9 protein-coding genes are annotated in these 21,171 nt (G+C 74.6%); 3 read left to right on the top strand and 6 right to left on the bottom strand.

Annotated features, from left to right (window positions below):
- Positions 1-83: 83 nt before the first annotated feature.
- Entirely contained in the window at positions 84-767 is a 684-nt protein-coding gene (locus KUM39_RS06565) for a GntR family transcriptional regulator (protein WP_217784454.1), read from the bottom strand.
- A gap of 117 nt (positions 768-884) precedes the next feature.
- Here KUM39_RS06565 and KUM39_RS06560 point away from each other — a divergent pair, with 117 nt between their 5' ends.
- Both KUM39_RS06560 and KUM39_RS06555 read left to right on the top strand, forming a co-directional pair.
- Complete coding sequence (locus KUM39_RS06560) at positions 885-1,739, top strand: fumarylacetoacetate hydrolase family protein (protein WP_217784453.1); 855 nt, start codon at positions 885-887, stop codon at positions 1,737-1,739.
- A 61-nt stretch (positions 1,740-1,800) separates the two neighbouring features.
- A complete protein-coding gene (locus KUM39_RS06555; protein ID WP_217784452.1) occupies positions 1,801-2,736 on the top strand; it encodes a VOC family protein in 936 nt (311 codons plus the stop codon).
- A 139-nt stretch (positions 2,737-2,875) separates the two neighbouring features.
- On the opposite strand, the gene KUM39_RS06550 is transcribed toward KUM39_RS06555, so the two are convergent.
- From KUM39_RS06550 to KUM39_RS06535, 4 genes are all read right to left on the bottom strand, one after another.
- Positions 2,876-4,132, bottom strand: a complete 1,257-nt coding sequence (locus tag KUM39_RS06550; protein ID WP_217784451.1) for an MFS transporter — start codon at positions 4,130-4,132, stop codon at positions 2,876-2,878.
- A 79-nt stretch (positions 4,133-4,211) separates the two neighbouring features.
- Positions 4,212-5,534, bottom strand: a complete 1,323-nt coding sequence (locus KUM39_RS06545) for a cytochrome P450 (RefSeq protein WP_246619720.1) — start codon at positions 5,532-5,534, stop codon at positions 4,212-4,214.
- Complete coding sequence (locus KUM39_RS06540; RefSeq protein WP_217784450.1) at positions 5,531-12,856, bottom strand: non-ribosomal peptide synthetase; 7,326 nt, start codon at positions 12,854-12,856, stop codon at positions 5,531-5,533. The genes KUM39_RS06545 and KUM39_RS06540 overlap by 4 nt, the downstream gene beginning before the upstream one ends.
- Positions 12,857-13,018: 162 nt before the next feature.
- Positions 13,019-19,342 (bottom strand): non-ribosomal peptide synthetase, encoded by a 6,324-nt coding sequence (locus KUM39_RS06535; protein ID WP_217784449.1) that lies wholly within the window; start codon positions 19,340-19,342, stop codon positions 13,019-13,021.
- Between the two features lie 244 nt (positions 19,343-19,586).
- Here KUM39_RS06535 and KUM39_RS06530 point away from each other — a divergent pair, with 244 nt between their 5' ends.
- Positions 19,587-19,982 (top strand): hypothetical protein, encoded by a 396-nt coding sequence (locus KUM39_RS06530; RefSeq protein ID WP_217784448.1) that lies wholly within the window; start codon positions 19,587-19,589, stop codon positions 19,980-19,982.
- 64 nt (positions 19,983-20,046) lie between these two features.
- Here the strand turns inward: KUM39_RS06530 and KUM39_RS06525 are convergent, their stop codons facing one another.
- A complete protein-coding gene (locus KUM39_RS06525) occupies positions 20,047-20,928 on the bottom strand; it encodes a lysozyme (RefSeq protein ID WP_372455719.1) in 882 nt (293 codons plus the stop codon).
- Positions 20,929-21,171: the final 243 nt, after the last annotated feature.

Genomic DNA, 21,171 nt, shown 5'->3' with positions numbered 1-21,171 from the left:
TTCTTCGCGGTGGGCCGTTCGGCCCGAAGCGCGTCAACGACCTTTTGCCGCACCGCACTTGACCGGGCGACGGGGCGCGCGGGTCACGGTTCTCGGTCCTCCGCCGGTTCCGTCCCGTCGTCCAGTGCCCGTGTCGTGCGGCGGATGTGCGCGTCCAGGGCGGTGACGGCGGCGTCGGCGTCGCGGTCCAGGACGGCGCGGAGGATCTCGCGGTGTTCGGCGGCGATGTCGCGGCTGCCGGTGCCGAGCGGGACGGACCAGCGGCGGTACAGCTCGGCGGCGTCGCGCAGGGAGTGGGCGACGGTACGCAGGCGCTGGTTGGCGCATCCGGCGAGCAGGGCGGTGTGGAAGGCGGCGTGGGCGGTGACCCACTCCTCGCTGAGCCGTTCGGGGTCGTCCGCGTCGGCCTGCGGGGTGCGCTCCAGGCGGTGGTGGGTGGCGAGCACCTGGGACTCCCAGTCGAGGCCGCCGTCCGTGATGGCGCGGCGCAGCACCAGGGTCTCGATCTCCGAGCGCGCGTCGGTGAGTTCGCGCAGGTCCTCCAGGGAGACGGAGCGGACCCGGAAACCGAGCTGGGGCAGGCTCTCCACCAGCCCTTCGGCGGTGAGCCGGGACAGGGCCTCGCGGAGCACGCCCATGCTGGCGCCGTAGGCGGCGCAGAGTTCCGCGAAAGGCAGGCGGTCTCCGGGTCGGCGGCGCCCGGCGAGGATGTCCGCCCGCAGCGCGGTGTAGGTCTGCTCGGTCCGTGTCGTCGTCGCTCGCTGCACATCGAACAGCGTAAGGGTGTTCGATGTGCAGCTCAAATGTCGAAATTATCTTGACCTACCGATATTGCGGGTCCAGGCTGGACGGCAGGCCGGAGGGCCCGGCGGAGGAGGTCGGCGGTGCGTATCGGAAATCTCGCGGGCAGGCTCACGCTGTTCACCGGTGACGCTCCGGTGCGGGCGGTGGACGTGGAGAAGGAGTCGGGCGGCCGGTTCGCGGCCGACCCGCAGGCGGTGTTCGCGCACTGGGACGACTTCCTGGCCTGGGCGGCGGGGGCGGACACGGCCGGGGCGGCGGAGTTCGACGCGGCGGACCTCGGCGCGCCCGCCCCGGCCCCGGAGCAGGTCTTCGCCATCGGCATCAACTACGCGGAGCACGCGGCGGAGTCGCGTTTCGACCGCCCCGACCGCTTCCCGCCGGTCTTCACCAAGTTCCGTTCCTCGCTGTCCGGTCCGGTGACCACGGTCCGGCTGCCGGACGGCGGGCGCACCGACTGGGAGGTGGAACTCGTCGTGGTGGTGGGCCGTACCGCCCGGAACGTCCCGGCGGCGCGCGCCTGGGAGTACGTCGCGGGTCTCACCGTCGGCCAGGACCTGAGCGAGCGCGAACTGCAACTGTCCGGTCCCGCACCGCAGTTCAGCCTCGGCAAGTCGTACCCCGGCTTCGCGCCGACCGGGCCGTGGCTGGTCACGCCGGACGAGTTCGCCGACCCGGCCGTGCTGCGGCTCGGCTGTGCGGTCAACGGGGAGCAGGTGCAGGACGGCACCACGGCCGACCTGCTGTTCCCGGTGGCCGAGCTGATCGAGGGGCTGTCGGCGGTGCTGCCGCTGCACCCCGGTGACCTGATCTTCACGGGTACGCCCGCCGGGGTCGGCCTCGGCCGGTCGCCGCAGCGGTTCCTGGCACCGGGCGACGTTCTCACCAGCCGGATCGAGGGAATCGGGGAACTGCGGCAGAGCTTCGTGACCGGCTGAACCCCGTACGCGCACGACGACAGGGCATCGCAACGCACCGGCAACCGAACGAGGAGACGCCATGAGTCTGCACCGACTGTCCCGCGTGGTCGTCGGAGTCCCCGACGTAGCGAGCACCGGCGACTACTACCGGGAGTTCGGCCTGCGCCCGCTGCTGGACACCCGCGCGGACCAGCGGGCGTTCGCCACCACCGACGGAGGCGAACAGTTGCGCCTGGTACCGAGCCCGACGCGTCGGCTGGTGGAGATCGACGTCGGCGCGGACGACGCCGACGACCTCGGCCGGATCGCGGCCTCACTGGGACGGCTCGGTACGGCGGCCGAGTGGACGGCGGAGGGACTCGGCGCGGTCGAGCCGGTCACCGGCGTCCGGGTGGTCGTCCGCACCGAGCACCGGCAGACCCAGCGGACGCTGCCCGCGACGCCGTACAACGGGCCGGGCCGCTTGGAGCGGGTCGGCCGGGCGCCCGGCGTGCTGCGCACCGGCGCGGTACAGCCGCGCAAACTGGGGCACGTGGTCGTCGGCACGACGGACGTGGCCGCGACCGAGCGGTTCTTCCTGGACGGGCTCGGTTTCCGGCTGTCGGACCGCATCGCGGGCGAGGGCGCCTTCCTGCGCTGCTCCACCGACCACCACAACGTGCTGGTGCTGCGTGCCCCGGTCGCCTTCCTGCACCACACGTCCTGGCAGGTGGACGACGTGGACGAGGTCGGGCGCGGAGCCACTCGCATGCTGGAGGGCCACCCCGAGCGGCACATCTGGGGCCTCGGCCGCCACCACGCCGGCTCCAACTTCTTCTGGTATCTCAAGGACCCGGCGGGCAACTTCTCCGAGTACTACTCCGACATGGACTGCGTCGTGGACGACCAGCTCTGGACCCCGGAGACCTTCGAGGGCGCCCAGGGCCTCTTCAACTGGGGCCCGCCTCCGCCCCCTTCGTTCCTGGCCCCGGAGGACCTTGCGGCACTGATGACGGGCACACACGCGCCGACGTGAGCTGCATGCAAAGGGAGTTGGGTCGGCAGCAGGACTGCGGAGGGGTCGTCGGCGCCCGGCGGAAGCCGCGCGGACTTCCGTGGGGCCGTATACCCGACCACCACCGCACACCGCGCGCGACCGCCCCGGTGCGCCGGGGTCAGCGCATCGCCCGGACCTCCCGTGAGGTCAGGACCATGAGGGCCGTCACCGCCAGGACCGCCGCGACCAGGCCGAACATGGCGGCCGTGCTGACGCGGGCCAGAGCGCCACAGACGATGAGGGAGAGGGGGGCGGCGGCGTAGCCGAGGACCATGTCCACGGAGATGACGCGGCTGAGGACGTTCTGCGGGATGTTGCGCTGAATCCAGCTGAGGCCGAAGACGCCCTGGAAGCCGATGGCGAAGCCCATCGCCAGGACGGTGCCGACGACCGCCGGGGTGCTGTGCACCAGGCCGAGCATGGCCATCCCGGCCCCCAGCCAGCCCGCGAGCGCGGCGACCAGCATGCCGACGCGGGGACGGCCGCCGAGCGCGCCGCCCGCGAGGGTGCCGAGCATCGCGCCGCCCGCCAGCGAGCCGTTGAGGATGCCGAGGGTGGCCGAGCCGCCGCGCAGCACCTGGTCCGCGAGGGTGGCGAAACCGACCGTGAACGGTCCGGCGTAGCAGAAGTTCACGGCCGTGTCGAGGGCGACGATCGTGCGGAGCCGGGAGTCGCGCAGGGTGTAGACGACACCCTCGCGGATGCGGGCGCCCAGGGACGGCGGCGCCTCGGCCGCGGGCGCCGGGGACTCGTCAACCCGCTTGGTCCGGTTGGCCGTTCGGATGCCCGCGACGCACCATCCGCACAGCGCGAAGCACACCGCGTCCACCACGAACGCGACCGGTGCCTCGGTGACGGCGATGACAGCGCCGCCGACGGCCGGGCCGAGGACGGCGGCCGTGCGGGAGCCCGCGCCGAGCAGGGCGTTGGCCTGGGTGAGCATCCCCTTGTCCACGACCGAGGGCAGGATGGAGACGCGGGCGGGCTGGAAGAACGCGTCCACCGCGCCGAACAGCGCCGCCGCCGCGCACAGCATCCACACCGTCAAGTGCCCGCCGAGCCCAGCGAGTCCGACCGCAGCCATCAGCACGGCACGGATCCAGCTGGAGACGATCATCAGGGTGCGGGTGGACCACGCGTCGCCGAGGGTGCCGCCGACCAGGGTGAGCAGGGCGCGGGGTACGGCCTGGAAGGCGAGGACGTAGCCGAGGGTGAGGGTGGAGCCGGTCAGGCCGAGGGTCAGCCAGGAGAAGGCGACGACGCTGAACCCGTCGCCGAGCAGGGACAACGACTGTCCCAGCCAGAGGAGTTGGAAGGGCCGCTGTCGAGCGGGTGCCCACAGGCGGGGTTCGGCTCCGGCGAGGGTGGTGGCCATCAGGGGGTGCCTTTCGGGGTCGGGGTGCCGCGCCGCCCGGCGTACGGCCGGGCGGCGCGGCGGGTGGTGCTCGCCGGTGTCAGTAGCGGACGGGCAGGGCGGTGAGGCTGCGGTTGAGCAGGGACGGCTGCCAGGTCAGCGCGGCCGGGTCGGTGACCGTGAGGCCGGGGTGGTCGCGGACCAGGGCGGAGACGGCGGCGCACGCGACCAGCCGGGCGAGGGCGGCGCCGATGCAGAAGTGCGCGCCGAACCCGAGTCCGAGGTGCGTGGCGCCGGTGCGCCGTACGTCGAAGCGGCCGGGGTCGGGGAAGCGGGCCGGGTCGCGGTTGGCGGCCGCGGTGACCAGGAAGATCCGGTCCCCGGCGCGCAGGGTGTGCCCGTCGAGTCCGAGGTCGGCCCTGGCGGTGCGGATGGACATCTTGGACGGGCCGTCCAGCCGCAGCGTCTCCTCGACGGCGCCGCGCACCAGCTCCGGTTCCTCCCGTACGGCGGTCAGCGCGTCGGGGTTCTGGTGCAGGGCGAGGAGGGTGTTGGCGATGAGGTTGCTGGTGGTCTCGCCGCCCGCGAACGCCATCTGGGTGAGCATGCCGACGAATTCGAGTTCGGTGACGGTGTCCCCGACCCGGCCCTCGGCCAGCACCTGGCTGATCAGGTCGTCGCCGGGCTCCGCGCGCCGCCGGGCGACCAGGGAGGCGAGGTAGTCCTCCAGACTGACCAGCGCCTGGAGGGAGGCGCGGTACTCGCTCTCCTCCTGGGCGGTGCCCAGCACCAGATCGGCCACCCGGGCGTTCCAGTACCAGAAGGCGGCCGAGTCGGTGCGCGGGATGCCGAGCCAGCGGGCGAAGACCAGTGCGGGCAGCGGCTTGGCGAGGTCGGCCATCAGGTCGCCGGTGCGGCCGGGGGCGGCACGGCGGGCGAGGACGGCGGCGGTCGCCTTCTCGGTGAACGCCCGGTACCGGTTCACGGCCCGCGCGGCGAACGACTCCTGGAAGACCTGGCGCAGTCGGCGGTGCTGCGGCGCGTCGTTGAAGACCATCCAGCGGGACAGGATGCCGAACGCCCGCTCGGCGTCGTCGCGGGCGCCCTGCGGTACGGCGTCCATCAGGGGCCGCACCCGGTCGGCGGAGACAGCCGGGTCGCGCAGGCAGCGCATCACCTGCTCGTACCCGGTGACCAGCCACGCGTGGTGCATCGGGCTCCAGTGCACCGGGGCGTGGTCGCGGAGGGCGTCGAGGTGGGCGTAGGGGGCGGCGACCATGTCGGGGGCGAGCAGGTAGCGCTCGGTGAAGGTGGCGGCCTTGTCGAAGGCGGAGGCGGGGGCGGGTGCCGGGAGCGGCGCGGTGCCGGACACCCCGTGGGACATCGGGCAGACGGCGGCCGGGGCCACGGTGGTGGCGATCATCGGGTCTCCTTCGGGGCGGAACCGGCGGCGAGTCCGTCGAGGACGCGGGCGATGCCCGTGACCCTCGGCTCGGCCATCATCGACATGTGGTCGCCGTCGCTGATGTGCAGGGTGAGTCCGTCACCGGCCACCTCCCGCCAGCGCCGCACATAGGTGTCGTAGTCCACGTCCAGGCCGGGCATGTGCCGTCCGCGCGGCAGTCCGGCGGCCTCGCTGCCGACGACGAGGTGGATGTGGCCGGGGTAGGGGCGGACCTCGTATCCGGCGAGGGCGGCGAGCAGGGAGTGCCAGACCTCGATGGGGGCGTTCTCCACGAGGGCGGCCTCGGCGGGGCTCATCCCGGCGCCGAGGAGGACGGCGGTGAGTTCGGCGGTGGTCCGGTCGCGCTGCGCGGACGGCTCCATCTCCCGGACGCTGTCGCGGAGTTGGAGGGCGGCGCGCAGGTCGTCGGTGACGCCGGTGAGGCGGGCGCGGGCGGCCGGGTTGGGCAGGTAGGGCTCGATCAGGACGAGCGGGTCGGCGCGGTGTCCCGCGCGGTGCAGCTGGGTGGCCATCTCCAGGGCGATGTTGGCGCCCATCGACCAGCCGAGCAGGGTGTGCGGGCCGTCGGGGTCGCGTTCGGTCATCTCGGCCACGTAGTTGGCGGCGATGCCGGTGACGGTGCTCGGGTCCACGCCGCCGAGCAGGCCGCGCGCCTGGAAGGCGTGCACGGGGCGGCCGGGCGCGAGGGCGCGGGCGAGCGGGACGAACCAGGCGGCGCTGCCGCCGGTGGGGTGCACGCACCACAGGGGGCTGCCGGTGCCCTCGCGGAGCCGGACCTCGGAGGTGACGGCGGCGGGGACGCCCGCGTCGGCGGTGCGGGTGGCGTGCGCGGCGAGCCGTCCGATGGTGGGGTGCTCGATCAGGTCCCCCACGGACACGGTGAGTCCACGGGCGGCAGCCATCAGGGAGACGCGGACGGTGGACAGGGAACTCCCGCCGATGCGGAAGAAGTCGTCGTGCACTCCGATCCGGGCGAGCCCCAGGACCTCCCGCCACACCTCGGCGAGGATCTTCTCCGCCGGGGTGCCCGGCGCGGCGTACTCGCTCTCCTCACCGGTGAGTTCGGCCGCCGGGAGCGGCAGTGCGCGCTTGTCGGTCTTGCCGCTGCGGTTGACGGGCATCTCGTCCAGCAGGACGAACCGGGCGGGCACCATGTAGCCGGGCAGGGACGCGCGGAGCGCCCGGCGCAGTTCCTCGGGTTCGGGCCGTACGCCGTCGTGCGCGACGGCGTAGGCGACGAGGGCGGGTTCGCCGCCCGGCAGGTCGGTGCGGTGCAGGACGACGGCCTGGCGGAGCTCGGGCAGGGCCCGCAACGCGTGCTCGATCTCGCCGAGTTCGATGCGGAAGCCGCGCAGTTTGACCTGGGAGTCGCGGCGGCCGAGCCATTCGACCGAGCCGTCCGGGCGGTGCGTGCCGAGGTCGCCGGTGCGGCAGAGCCGGTCACCGGGGGCGCCGTGCGGGTCGGGGACGTAGGTCGCGGCGGTGAGGGCGGGACGGCCGAGGTAGCCGCGGCCGACGGCGTCGCCGCCGAGGTAGATCTCGCCGGGCACCCCGGCCGGGACGGGCTGGAGGTCGTCGTCGAGGACGTGGACGCGGGTGTTGCGCATCGGGGTGCCGATGGCGGGACGGCCCTGGCCGGGGGCGAGTTCGGCGGCGAGGGACCACACGGAGGTCTCGGTGAGGCCGTACACGTTGTGGAAGCGTCGGCCGCGTGCCCAGACGTCCGCGAGTTCGGCCGGGCAGGACTCCCCGGCGACCTGGAGGACGCGGAGGTCGGGGAAGTCGTCGTCCCCGAGGACGGCGAGCGCGCTGGGCGGCAGCATACCGCCGGTGACGCGGTGTTCGCGCAGGGTGCGGGCGAGGTCGGGGCCGGGCCGCAGCGCCTCCTTGGACGCGGTGACCAGTCGGCCGCCGTTGGCGAGGGACCAGGTCAGTTCCAGGATCGAGGCGTCGAAGCCGAAGGAGGCGAACTGGAGCACCCGGTCCCCGGCGGTGGGCCGGATCAGGTCGCGCTGCCCCTCCAGCATGTTCGACAGGCCCCGGTGCGGGATGGCGACGCCCTTGGGGGTGCCGGTGGAGCCGGAGGTGTAGATGATGTAGGCGAGGGTGTCGGCGCCGGGCCCATCGGTGGCGGAAGCGGACCGCGAGGTCTCCGGTTCGGCGTCGGGCCCGCCGTCCGCAGTGCGGTCCGGGGCGCGGTCAAGGTCACGGTCCGGGGCGTCGTCCAGCAGCAGGACGGGCCCGTCGAACGGCACGGTACCGGCGAGGCCCGACTCGGTGAGCAGTACCCGCATCCCGCTGTCCTCGGCCATGAACGCGAGCCGTTCGGCGGGGTGCTGGGGGTCGAGCGGGAGGAAGGCGCCGCCCGCGTGGAGCACCCCGAGGGCGGCCAGGGGCAGTCCGGGGCCGCGTTCGACGCAGATGCCGACGACGGTCTCGGGGCCGACGCCGAGCCGGCGCAGCCGCCGCGCCAACTCCTCTGACCGCGCTTGAAGTTCGCCGTACGAGACGTACTGGTCCCCGTGTTCGACGGCCACCGCGTCCGGGGTGCGGGCGGCGTGTCCGGCGACGTGCTGGTGGAAGAGCAGCGGGGAGGACGGGAGGTCCGGGCCGCGCCCCCACACGTCGAGGGCGAGGGCACGGGCGGCGCCGGTGAGGGCGGGCCGGGTGACGCGGCCGTGCGGATCGGCGGTCATCGCCTCCAGCTGGGCGCAGTACACGTCGGCCACCTGCCCGGCGGTCGTCGGTGTCACGTACTCGGGGTCGGCGTCCAGGGTGAACGCGTTGACGCCGGCGTTGACCAGCAGCGGGAACATGGTGCGGGCGATCTCCAGGGAGTCGTCCCAGGAGTCGTGCGAAAGCCGGTGGAAATTGACGTAGTTGAAGACGGCGTCGGTCCAACTGGGCTCGGTGGGCCGGAGTTCCGCGATGCGCACGAGCGGGACCCTGCGGTGCGGGAGCATCTCCTGCTCGGCGGTGAACACGTCGCGGAGGTAGCTGAGCCAGCTGCCGCGCGGGCGGGGGACGCCGAACGGGACGGTGTTCAGGAAGAGCCCGCGCATCCGGTCGGCGCCGGGCAGTTCGGGGCGGCCGTTGGTGACCAGGCCGATGCTGTGGCCGAGGGCGCTGTCGTCGGCCCGCGCGAACAGGCTCATGGTGTGGTGGAAGGCGGTCATCAGCACCGTACGGCGCGGTACGCCCGCCTCCTTGGCCAGTCGGCCGATGCGCTCGGCGAGGTGGGCGTAGGAACGGCGGACCTCGTGCACCGGGGGCTGCCCCGGCTCGGGGCCGTCGGGACGGCGGGCGAGGCGGACCGGGTCGAGGTCGGTGAGCCGGTCCCGCCAGTAGCCGAGCGAGGTGTCGCTGCTGAGCGCGGCCCGCTCCAGGGCGACGTACTCGGCGAAGGCGGGGGCTGCGGGCGGACGGGGCGCGGTGCGGTGGGCGACGGCCTCGCGGTGCAGGGCGAGCAGGTCCGCGATCAGCGAGGTCAGGCTCCAGCCGTCCAGGACGACATGGCAGTCGGTGAGGACGAGCCGCAGGTCGTGGTCGGTGACGTGGTGCAGGTGGATACGGACCAGGGGTGCGGCGGCGAGGTCGAAGCGGCGGCCGAACTCCTCGTCCACGAAGGCGGTGAGGCGGGCCCGCTGCTCCGTTCGGGGCAGTGCGCGCAGATCGGTGTAGCCGACGGGCAGATGGGCGGCGCGGTGCACGAGCTGGAGGGGTTCGCGGTAGGAGACGAGGTCCACGGAGGTGCGCAGGATCGGGTGTCCGGCGACGACGGCGTCCACGGCGGCCTGGAAGGCGGCGAGGTCGAAGCCCTCGGGCACGTTGATCTTGAGGTCGGTGACGTTGTGGTAGGCGCCGCGCGTGGGGTCGGCCAGCATCTCGTGCAGCATGCCCGCCTGGAGCATGGTCAGCGGGTAGGCGTCGGCCAGGCCCTCCGGGAGGCGGCTCGCGTCGGCGGGGTCCAGCTGGGAGAACGGCGCGACGGGCTCAGGGATCTCCTCGGCGTCGGTGGCGAGCGCGGCGAGGTCCGCGAGGGTGCGGGCGCGGAAGACGTCCGCGACGCTGAAGGCGTGTCCGGCCTGCCGGGCGAGTCCGACCAGGCGCAGCGCGAGGATGGAGTCGCCGCCGAGGTCGAAGAAGTTGTCGGTGCGGCCGACGTGTTCGGCGCCGAGGACCTGTGTCCACACCCCCGCGAGCGCCCGCTCGACCGGCCCCTCGGGCGGTACGTGGCCGCCGCGCGTGGTGGCGGCGGGTTCGACGGCGGTCAGCGCGGCCCGGTCCACCTTGCCGTTGGCGGTCAGCGGGAGCCGCTCGTGGCGGACGAACAGCGCCGGGACCATGTAGTCGGGCAGGGTCAGCCGAAGCCCTTCGCGCAGCGCGGGGGCGTCCAGGGGGCGGGCCTCGGGGGTGACGACGTGCGCGACCAGCCGGGCGCCGTCGCCGTCGCGGCGGGCGACCACGGCCACGTCCGCGACACCGGGCAGGGTGCGCAGCGCGGTCTCGATCTCGCCGGGTTCGATGCGGTAGCCCCGGATCTTCACCTGGTGGTCGGCGCGGCCGACGTAGCCGAGCTGTCCGTCGGGCAGGACGCGGACCAGGTCGCCGGTGCGGTACATCCGGGTGCCGGGGGCGAACGGGTCGTCGAGGAAGCGCGCGGCGGTGAGTTCGGGGCGGTTGCGGTAGCCGCGGGCGACTCCGCCGCCGCTGACGTACAGCTCGCCGGTGGCGCCGGTCGGCACGAGCCGTCCCCAGCGGTCCAGGACCCGGCCGTGCTGTCCGGCGAGCGGGCGGCCGATGGGTGAGCGGACCTCGGCGGCCACGTCGTCGGCGGTGATCGTGCGGAGGGTGACGTGCACGGTGGTCTCGGTGATGCCGTACATGTTGACCAGTTCGGGGCGGCGGCCGGGTGCGGCGAACCAGTCGCGGTAGTCCCGTACGTCGAACGCGTCGCCGCCGAACACCACGGTGCGCAGGGCGAGTTCGCCTAGGTCGGCGCCCTCGGCGGCGAGGTGGGCGCGCAGGCCCTTGAAGGCGGCCGGGGTCTGGTTGAGGACGGTGACGCCCTCCGCGCGCAGCACCCGGTGAACGGCGACCGGGTCGCGGACCTCGTCGGCGCCGAGCACCACGACCCGCGCGCCGGTGGCGAGCGGCGCCCACAGCTCCCACACGGAGAAGTCGAACGCGGGCGAGTGCATCAGCGTCCACACGTCGTCCGGGCCGAAGTCGAAGTGCCGGTCGGCGGCGCCGAGCAGCCAGGCCAGGTTGCCGTGGGTGACCTCGACGCCCTTGGGGCGGCCGGTGGAGCCGGAGGTGTAGATGACGTAGGCGAGGTCGTCGGGGGCGGGCAGCGGGTCGGCGGTGTGCGCGGCCGGTTCGTGGTCGTCGTCCGGTTCCACCGGGACCAGTCGTACGGGCAGGCCCTCGACGGCCGGGCGGGTCGCCCGGTCGGTGACGACCAGGGTGATCCCGGAGTCGGTGACGGTGAACTCGCGGCGCGCGGCCGGGTGGGTCGGGTCGAGCGGCAGATAGGCGGCGCCCGCCCGCCAGACGCCGAGCAGGGCCGCGGCCAGGTCGGGGGTGCGGTCCAGGCAGACGCCGACGAGGTCGCCACGCGTGACGCCGAGGGCGCGCAGCCGGGCGGCCAGCGCCGAGGCGCGGGCGTCGAGTCCGGCGTAGGTGAGGCTCTGCCCGGAGCCGGTGACGGCGGTGCGGTCCGGGGTGCGGGCGATGTGTCCGGCGACCCGGTCGGCGGCGGTGCGCGGCGCGGGTCCGCCGTCCGGGAGGGCGCCTGCGGGTCCGTCCGGGCCGAGGAGGTGGGCGCGCTCGGCCGGGGTGAGCGGGTCGATGGAGCCGAGCGGGGTGTCCGGCGTGGCGCAGAAGGCGTCGAGCAGGCGGACGGTGTGCGCGGCGAGCGCGGCGACGGACGCCTCCTCGAACAGGTCGGGCCGGTACACGAACACCAGGTCGGTGCGGCCGTTGCCGTCGCGCAGGTCCAGGGTGAGGTCGAACTTGGCGGTGGTGAGGGCGATCGGGTGCGGGGTGCCGGTGGCGGCGCCGAGGGCGAAGGAGCCGGGTGTGGTGTCGGTGTGGGTGTACAGGACCTGGACGAGCGGGTTGCGGGCCAGGTCGCGGTCGGGGCTGAGGGCGTCCACGACCCGCTCGAACGGCAGTGCCTGGTGGGAGAACGCCTCCAGCACCCGGTCGCGGGTCCGGGCGAGCAGCGCGGCCGGGGTGGGGTCGTCGGAGAGGTCGCCGCGCAGCACCAGGGTGTTGACGAAGAACCCGACGAGCTGTTCGGTCGCGGCCTGCTCGCGGTTGGCGACGACCGTGCCGACGGCGATGTCGCTCTGCCCGGTGTGGAAGCCCAGCGCGGCCTGGAAGGCGGCGAGCACCGTCATGTACGGGGTCGTGCCGTGCCGTCGGCCCAGCCCGGCGAGCCGGTCGGTGAGCGCGGTGGGCAGGGTGACGGTGTGCGCGGCGCCGGGTCCGCCGGGGGTGTCGGGGCGGGGGTGGTCGGTGGGCAGGTCCAGCGGGGTGAGTCCGGCGAGCCGGGAACGCCAGTGGTCGAGTGCGGCGGACTCGTCGCTCTCCCGCTGCCAGAGGGCGTAGTCCGTGTAGTCCAGCGGGAGGTGGGGCAGCGCGGCGTCGTGTCCGGCGCGGCGCGCCCGGTACAGCTCGGTGAGGTCGCGGACGATCAGGTCCAGGGACCAGCCGTCGGAGACGATGTGGTGCATGCCGAGGACGAGGACGTGGTCGTCGTCGGCGGCCCGGACGAGAGTGGCGCGGAACGCGGGTTCACGGGCGAGGTCGAAGGGGCGTACGGCGGCGGCGTGCACGGCCGCGTCCAGGCGGCGTTCCCGGTCGGCGCCGGACGCGCCGGTCACGTCCACCTCGGTGAGCGGTGCGCCGTCGGCGGGCAGCACCCGCTGGTGCGGCACGCCCTCGTGCTCGGGGAACACCACCCGCAACTGCTCGTGCCGGGCGACGAGTTCGGCGACGGCGCTGTGGAGCGCGGGCCGGTCCAGCGGGCCGGTGAGCCGCCAGGCGGCGGGCAGCAGATAGGTGGCGGCACCGGGGTCGAGCCGGTCCAGGAAGTACAGCCGCTGCTGCGCCGGGGACAGCGGGACGCGCTCGGGGCGCTCGGTGACGCGCCGGGGACCGTCGTCACGGACGGCGGCGGTGCCGCGCAGCCGCTGCTCCAGCAGCCGCCGGGCCGCCGGGGAGAGGCCGTCGCCGGGGGTGGGGGGGCCGGGACGCACGTCGGACGTGGTCATGGGGGCACTCCGTTCTCACGCTGGGAAGCTGGTGTGTCGGGGCGGGTACGGCGAGGTGCGCAGGGTGCGGGTACAACAGGTTCTGGAGAGGCGGTACTTCGCGGGTCCGGGCGGGCGGGCGCGCCTGGCGTCGCCGGGCGGACGGGACCTTCGAAGCCCGCGCTAGAAGTCCGCCGTGAGGGACAGGTCGATCTCGTCGTCGCTCATCTGTGAGATCAGCTCCAGCAGGCGCCGTTCCACCTCGGCGGCGAGCCGTTCCACCGTGGGGTGTTCGAAGACGTCCCGCACCTGGAGGGGGCAGTCGAAGGCGGTACGGAGCCGGGAGGCCACGGAGACGGCCCGCAGGGAGTGTCCGCCGAGGGCGAAGAAGTCGTCGTGGACGCCGATCCGGGGCAGGTCGAGCACCTCGCACCAGATCTGCGCGACGACCGTCTCGGCCGGGGTGCGCGGTGCGGTGAAGGCGCGGGCGGCGGGCGCGGCGGGTGCGGGCAGCGCGGCGGTGTCGAGCTTGCCCTGCACGGTGAGCGGCAGCCGGTCGAGCAGTACGAAGGCGGACGGGACGAGGTAGTGCGGCAGTTGGGCGCGGCAGTGGGTGGCGAGGGACTCCGCGGAGAGCCCGTCACCGGCCGCGTATCCGATCAGCGCGGGTTCGCCGTGCAGGGGGCGGACCAGGACAGCTGCGGCGCGGACTCCGGGGTGGGCACGCAGCACCGCTTCGGCCTCGCCGGGCTCGACGCGGAAGCCCCGGATCTTGACCTGGTCGTCGTTGCGGCCGAGGAACTCCAGCTCCCCGCCGGGGAGTCGGCGTACGACGTCGCCGGTGCGGTACAGCCGCCCGCCGGGGGCGCCGAACGGGTCGGGTACGAAGCGTTCGGCGGTGAGTGCCGGACGGCCGAGGTAGCCGCGCGCCAACTCAGGTCCTCCGATGAGGAGTTCGCCGGGGACCCCGTCCGGGACGAGGTTGCCGAGGGGGTCCACGACGTGGGCGCGGCGGCTGCCGAGGGCGCGGCCGATGGGCACCCTGCCCTCGGGGGCGTGCTCGACCCGGCGGGCGGTGGCGGAGATGACGGTCTCGGTGGGGCCGTAGGTGTTGACGACGGGCACCTGCGGCAGGGCGGCGAACCAGCGGGCGAGCGGGTCGGCGGGCAGTGCCTCTCCCCCGGTGACCAGGAGCCGCAGTGAGGTCAGGTGCGGGGCGAGGGTGTCGATGCGGGCGACGACCTCCGCCCAGTAGGACGGGGTGAGTTCCATGACGGTGATCCGCTCGGCGGCCACCCGTTCGGCCAGTTCCTCCGGTGCCCAGATCTCCTCGGGGCGTACGACGACGGTGGCCCCGGCGGCGAGTGCGGGGAGGAGCTGTTCGAGGGAGGCGTCGAAGGAGGTGGAGGCGAAGCTGAGCACCCGGTCGTCCTCGGTGAGCGCGAACTCGGCCCGTGCGGTGGCCACATGGGCGTCCAGGGCGTGGTGTTCGACGCCGACGGCCTTGGGGCGGCCGGTGGAGCCGGAGGTGAAGATGACGTAGGCGAGGTCGTCCGGTGCGGGGGTGTGCCGGGGGCCGTCGGCGGCCGGGGTGACGGCGCCGACGTCCACGGTGACGGCGTCGAGGCCGGTGACGCCGTCGCGGGTGCCGGGGTCGGTGACGATGTGCCGGGCGCCGGTCTCGGCCAGCATCAGGCGGGTCCGCTCGGCGGGCAGCCGGGTGTCGAGCGGGACGTACACGCCCCCGGCGCGCCAGACGGCGAGCATCGCGGCCACCGACCAGACGCTCCGGCCGACCCGGACGCCCACGGGGTCACCGGGTGCGACCCCGGCGGCCACCAGATCGGCGGCCAGTCCGCCGGTGAGCGCGTCGAGTTCGGCGTACTCCAGGCGGTGGTCGCCGCAGACGACGGCGACGCGGTCCGCGTGTCCGGCCGGGCTAAACGCGGGTGCCGGTGCGCTGTCGTGTCCGGCGGCGGCCACGAGGTCCCGGTGTTCACCGGCGGTGAGCAGGGGTGCCTCGTCCACTCTGCGGGTGGGGTCGGTGAGGGCGGCGGCGAGCAGGCGGCCGACGTGCCGGGCGAACCGGGCGGCGCTGTCGGCGTCGAAGAGGTCGGCGGCGTACTCGATGTTGAGGGCGAACCGGTCGTCCCGGACGAGGAAGGTCGCGGTCAGGTCGAACTTGGCCGATCCCCAGGGGAGTTCGAAGGCGGCGGTGTCGAGTCCGGGCAGCCGTCCGGTACCGCCGGTAGCGGCGTCCTGGACGTCCACCATGACCTGGAACAGCGGGTTGCGGGAGAGGTCGCGGGCGGGCCGGAGCCGTTCCACGACGCGTTCGAAGGGGACCTCCTGGTGGTCGAAGGCGCCGAGGACGGTGTCCCGCACCCGGTCCACGAGGGTGGAGAAGGCGGGCCGTCCGGCGAGGTCGGTGCGGAGGACGACGGTGTTGACGAAGTAGCCGATCAGCGGCTCCAGTTCGACGCGGTCGCGCCCGGCCACCGGGGTGCCGACCGACACGTCGGTCTGTCCGGTCCAGCGGGCGAGGACGGCCTGCGCGGCGGCGAGCAGCACCATGAAGCGGCTCGCGCCCCGCTGCCGGGCGAACGCGTCCACCCGGCCCACGAGTCCGGTGTCCAGCTCGACCTCGACGGCGCCGCCGCGTCCGGTGAAGGCGGGCGGCCGGGGCCGGTCGGTCGGCAGTTCCAGGGCAGGCGCGTCGGCCAACGCTTCTTCCCAGTAGGCGAGTTGGGGTTCCAGGGCGCCGTTGTCGGCACGCTCGCGCTGCCAGGCGGCGAAGTCGGCGTACTGCACGGGCAGTTCGGCCAGTGGCGCGGGCCCGCCGGTGAGCCGGGCCCGGTAGTGGGCGGTGAGTTCGTCCAGCAGGACGCCCTTGGACCAGCCGTCGGTGACCGCGTGGTGCAGCGACAGCACCAGCACATGGTCGTCGTCGGCCAGCTCCCACACCCCGGCCCGCAGCAGCGGGGGCCGGGCGAGGTCGAAGCGCCGGGTGGCGAGGGCGACCGCGCGGCGCCGTACGGCGTCCAGCCGGGCCGTCTCCTCGGGGGCGTCCGGCGCGCTCTCCCACAGCAGGGGCACGCCGACCGGGTCGCAGATCTGCTGCACGGGCCGCCCGTCGGACTCGATCAGCGCGGTCCGCAGCACCTCGTGCCGGGCGACCAGGTCGTCCAGGGCCTGCTGCCAGGCGGTGCGGTCCAGGCCGCCGCGTACCCGCCAGGAGTACCAGAGCAGGTAGGACTCGCCGTGGTCGGAGGTGCGGTCCAGGAACCACAGGCGTTCCTGCGCGAAGGACAGCGGCAGCGGCCGGGTGCGGTCGGCGGGCACGATCTCGGCGGTGCCGGAGAGGCGGGCGGCGGCGACCCGCGGGGCGAAGCCGCGCACGGTGGGGTGTTCGAAGACGGTACGGAGTTCGATCTCGCGGCCGAGCCGCTGGGCGATCCGGGAGACGGCCATCGTGGCGAGCAGCGAGTGGCCGCCGAGGTCGAAGAAGCTGTCGTCGATGCCGATCCGGTCCACGCCGAGCACATCGGCCCACACCTCCGCGACGACGCGTTCGGTCGCGTCGCGGGGTGCGACGTAGGCCGCGTCGGCGGAGCGGGCGTGCGCGGGGTCGGGCAGCGCGTTCCGGTCGAGTTTGCCGGACACGCCGACCGGGAGGGCGTCCAGGACGACGAACTCGGAGGGCACCGCGTACCCCGGGAGGTGCCGGGCGCACCAGGCGCGCAGCGCGGCCCGGTCCACGGCCGCCGGACCGGCGCCCGCCTCCGTGCCGGTGGCCGGGTCGCCCGCGTCGGCGGGGACGACGTAGCCGACGAGGCTGCGGCCGGTGGCGCGGTCGGGCCGTACGGCGGCGGCGGCGACCTGCGGGCAGCCGCGCAGCACGGTCTCGACCTCGCCGAGTTCGACCCGGAAGCCCCGGATCTTGACCTGGTCGTCGCGGCGCCCGAGGAACTCCAGGTCCCCGGTGGCGCCCCAGCGGACGAGGTCGCCGGTGCGGTAGAGCCGCCCGCCGGGGGCGCCGAACGGGTCGGGCACGAAGCGTTCGGCGGTCAGGGCGGGCCTGCCGAGGTAGCCGCGCGCCAACTCGGTTCCTCCGATGAGAAGTTCGCCCGTGGCGCCGACGGGGACCTCGGTGCCGTCGGGGTCCACGACGTGCACCCGGCGCCCGCCGAGCGGGCGGCCGATGGGCACGGCGCCGTCGGGCGGGTCCCCGGCGTCGTAGGTGGTGGCGGTGACGGTGGTCTCGGTGGGCCCGTAGGCGTTGCAGACGCGGACCCCGGGGACGGCCGCCCGCCAGAGCGCGAGGGTGTCGGCGGGGACGGCCTCGCCGCCGAGGACCAGCAGCCGCAGCGGGGTGAGCGCGGCGGCGAGCCGCCGGTCCAGCGAGAGGGTCAGCTCGGCCCAGTAGGTCGGGGGCACGTTGACGACGGTGAGCGCGTGCCGCTGGACGATCTCGGGGACCTGGGTGGGCAGCCAGGGCTCGTCCGGGCGCATGACCACGGTGGCACCGCAGGTCAGCGCGGGCAGCAGTTGGTCCAGGGAGGCGTCGAAGGCGAACGACGCGAAGGCGAGGACCCGGTCGGCGGCGGTGATCCCGAAGCGGGCGCGGGCGGCGGCCACGTGCGAGGCGAGCGCGGCGTGTTCCACACCGACGGCCTTGGGGCGGCCGGTGGAGCCGGAGGTGAAGATGACATGGGCGAGTTCGCGCGGGTCGGGGATGTGCCGGGGAGCGTCGGCCACGGGCGTGACGGTGCCGGTGTCCACGACTGCGGGGGCGAGTCCGTGGGCGGTTTCGAGGTTCGCCGCGTCCGCCACCACCCAGCCGAGATCGGCCTCCTCCGCCATGAACCGGAGCCGCTCCGGCGGGAGTTCGGGGTCGAGCGGGACATACACCCCGCCCGCGCGCCAGACGCCGTCCACGGCGGCGGCCGACCACAGGCCCCGGCGCAGCAGCACCCCGACCCGGCTGCCGGGGACCACCCCGGTGGCGGCGAGCGCGGCGGCGAGACCGCCGGTGAGGGCGTCGAGTTCGGCGTAGGTGGCGCGGTCGTCGCCGCAGATCAGGGCGGTGGCGTCCGGGGCACCGGCGTAGCGGACCGGCTCGGCGGGTCCGGCGGGCCGGTCGGACGCGCGGTGCCACTCGGGGCGGGGCCGGGCGGCGGAGGCCAACAGGGGCAGCGCGGCGGCGAGTTCGCCGACCGGGGTGTCCGGGGCGTCGAGGACGGCGCGCAGCAGCGCCACGTAGGAGTCGGCGAAGCCGCGCATGGTCGCCGGGTCGAACAGGGCGGTGGCGTACTGGAGTACGGCGGCGATGCTGCCGTCGGTGCGCAGGGTGAGGTCGAGGAACACGTCCAACGGGGTTTCGGTGAGCGGGGGTTCGACCAGTTCGACGGCCAGGCCGGGCATGGAGACGGGGCGCAGGGGGCTGTTGAGCAGGGTGAAGGACGCCTGGGCGAGGGGGTGTCGGGAGAGGTCGCGTTCGCCGCCGACCGCGCCGACCACGTGGTCGAAGGGGGCCTCGGCGTGCGAGAGGTCGGTGAGGACCCGGCCGCGCACCCGGTCCAGGAGGTCCGCGAAGCCGGGGCGGCCGGACAGGTCGGTGCGCAGCACGACGGTGTTGACGAGCGGCCCGATCAGCTCGGCGGCGCCGCGCCTGCCCCGGTCCGCGAGGGTGCTGCACACGGCGACGTCGGTGGTGCCGGACCAGTGGCCGAGCAGGGCCTGGTAGGCGGTGAGCAGGAGCATGTAGCGGGTGGCGCGGCGGGAGCGGGCCAGGGTGTCCACGGCGGTGACGAGGTCGGCGGGCAGGTCGAAGCGGAGCGCGGCGCCGGAGCCGTCCCAGACGCGCGGGCGGGGCCGGTCGGTGGGCAGGGCGAGCGGGGCGAGTCCGGCGAGGCGGTCCCGCCAGTGGCCGGTGAGGCGGCGCAGCCGGTCGCCGGAGAGCCGTCCGGCCTCGGCGCGGGCCAAGTCGGCGTAGCGGGTGCCGGGCGCGGTGACGGTCTCGCCCCGGTATCCGGCGGCGAGTTCGTCCAGCAGGATGCCCCAGGACCAGCCGTCCACCGCGATGTGGTGCACCTCGACCAGCAGCAGGTGCTCGTCGGGTGCGACGCGGGCGAGGACGGCGCGTACGGGGTGCTGAACGGCGAGGTCCAGGGGGCGGCCGAGGTGGCGGGCGAAGAGGTCGTCCGGGCCGGTGGCGTCGGTCCGCTCCAGGGCGAACCCGGCGGGCGGGTCGGTGACGGGCACCGGCTCGCCGTCCACGGCGGTGAAGCGGGTGCGCAGCAGCTCGTGCCGTTCGGTGATCGCGGCGAGGGAGCGTTCCAGGCGGTCGGCGTCCAGGGGGCCGCGCAGGCGCAGGGCCAGGGGCAGCGTGGACCCGGCGGAGGGACCCGCCAGTTGGTCCAGGAACCACAGGCGGCGCTGTGCGAAGGATGCGGTGGGGATGTCGCCGCCGGTCGGTGCCCCAGCGGGGGCCGGGCCTGCTGTCACTGTCGCCTCCATGCCGTGTTTTGCAGCAGACTGCCGTCGGCGGCGGGCGGGCCACAGAGAAGAAGACGCAGCACCGGACGCAGACCGCGCTGCCGAAGCGTCCCCCGCACCGGCCCGGACCCGGCGGGCAGGGGACGCCCGAGCAGCGCGGACGCCCACCTGAGTGCGCGTACTCAGGCGGGCGTCGGGGGGCCGCTCCTACGGTGGACCCGTTACGGGGAAACGGCGGGGCGAGGGGGCGGGCGTGAACGGTGGGGCGGGACGGGACAGCGGGGCCGGCGGGGTGCGCGGCGGGGCGTACGCCGGAACGGGGGTCCACCGGCCGGCGCCGTGGACGACGGCGTACGTGGTGGTGGTCTGCGTGCTGTGCGCGCTGGCGTGTCTGGTGAACGCGCTGGTGTTCTTCGTGTCCGTCTTCTCCACGGACAACTGCTCGCTGGAGAACCCGGTGTTCCGCTGCGGCACCGGCGGCATCCTGCTGACGATGCTGCTGCCGTGGGCGGGGCTCGCGGCGGCGGTCGGGGCCGCGCTCGGGGCGACCTTCCGCCGACGCGGCTGGCGGCTGTGGGGCGGGCTGCCGCTCGCGGTGCTGGTCTACGCGGCGGGCGTCGCGGGGACGTTCGGGATCATGATGTCGTGAGACGGGTCATGACCGCGAGGCGTCCCCGCGCCGGGCGGCGCGCGTCACCCGGTGACCGACGTCTTCACCCGGTGGCCAGTGCCTTCACCCGGTCCAGCGCCCCGTTGAACCGGTTGTGGTCCCCCACGGTCGCCCCGGACGAGGTGTACTGCCACATCGTCTGGACCTTCCATCCGGCCGGGAGGGTGCCGACGGTGGAGGCGTAACGGGCGATCCACAGCGGGTTGTTGGCGGCGAACCCGGCGTAGTTCCCGGTGCACTGGGTCCACCAGCTGGTCGCGGTGTAGATCACGGCGTGGCGCCCGGTGCGCGCCTTGTACCGGTTCAGGAAGTCCTTGATCCAGGTGACCATCGCGGTCGTGGACTTGCCGTAGCAGTCGTCGCCGTAGGGGTTCCACTCGATGTCCAGGGCGCCCGGCAGGGTCTTGCCGTCCTTGGTCCAGCCGCCGCCGTGGGCGAGGAAGTAGTCGGCCTGGGCGGCGCCGCCCGTGGTGTCGGGGGTGGCGAAGTGGTAGGCACCGCGCACCATTCCGGCCTTGAGGGCGCCGTCGTACTGGGAGGTGAAGGAGGGGTTCTTGTAGTACGTCCCCTCGGACGCCTTGGTGTAGGCCCAGCGCACGCCGCTGTTCCACAGGGTGGGCCAGGCGACGGTGCCCTGGTAGCTGGAGACGTCCACGCCCTCGGTCTGGGTGACGCGGGTGGCGTTCTCCGCGCTCGTGACGGTGGCGGCGGTCTGGCTCGCCATCGCCGCGGCGTCCTCGGCGAGGACGTCCAGGTTGTCGTGGGTGAGGACTCCGATGCCCATGTAGGCGCTGCCGCGCCGGGGCAGGGACTCGGCGGCGGAGGGCAGCGCGCCGGGCAGGGTGAGGATGAGCAGCAGGCCGGTGAGGGCGCCGGTGACCGACCAGCGCGCGCGGCGGCGGGGGGAGGCTATATGGCTTCGCACACCCCTCATCCGACCCGTGGCCGGTGCGTGCCGCACGCCGGGTTGGGCCGTGCGATGCCCCGGCGGGGCGGGAGTTACGCCGAGCGGGTGGCGCGGGAGCGGGTGGTGCGGGGGTGGGCGGTACGGGGATGGGGCGGGGGGCGGCGGGGGGGGGGCGCCCCCCCCCCGGCCGCCCCCCCTGCGGGGGCGGGGGCCGGACGAGGGGGGGGGGGGGGGTGGGGCGGCCCGCCCGGGGGCGGGGGG

The sequence above is a fragment of the Streptomyces corallincola genome (assembly GCF_019104725.1).
GTDB classification, from domain to species: domain Bacteria; phylum Actinomycetota; class Actinomycetes; order Streptomycetales; family Streptomycetaceae; genus Streptomyces; species Streptomyces corallincola.
This window is presented reverse-complemented; position numbering and strand designations above follow the sequence as displayed.

What these genes read in the sequence shown, in the direction of transcription:
- KUM39_RS06555 (WP_217784452.1), top strand. Translation starts at nt 1,801, where the DNA reads ATGAGTCTGCACCGACTGTCCCGCGTGGTCGTCGGAGTCCCCGACGTA.
- KUM39_RS06550 (WP_217784451.1), bottom strand. Translation starts at nt 4,132, where the DNA reads ATGGCCACCACCCTCGCCGGAGCCGAACCCCGCCTGTGGGCACCCGCT.
- KUM39_RS06545 (WP_246619720.1), bottom strand. Translation starts at nt 5,534, where the DNA reads ATGATCGCCACCACCGTGGCCCCGGCCGCCGTCTGCCCGATGTCCCAC.
- KUM39_RS06540 (WP_217784450.1), bottom strand. Translation starts at nt 12,856, where the DNA reads ATGACCACGTCCGACGTGCGTCCCGGCCCCCCCACCCCCGGCGACGGC.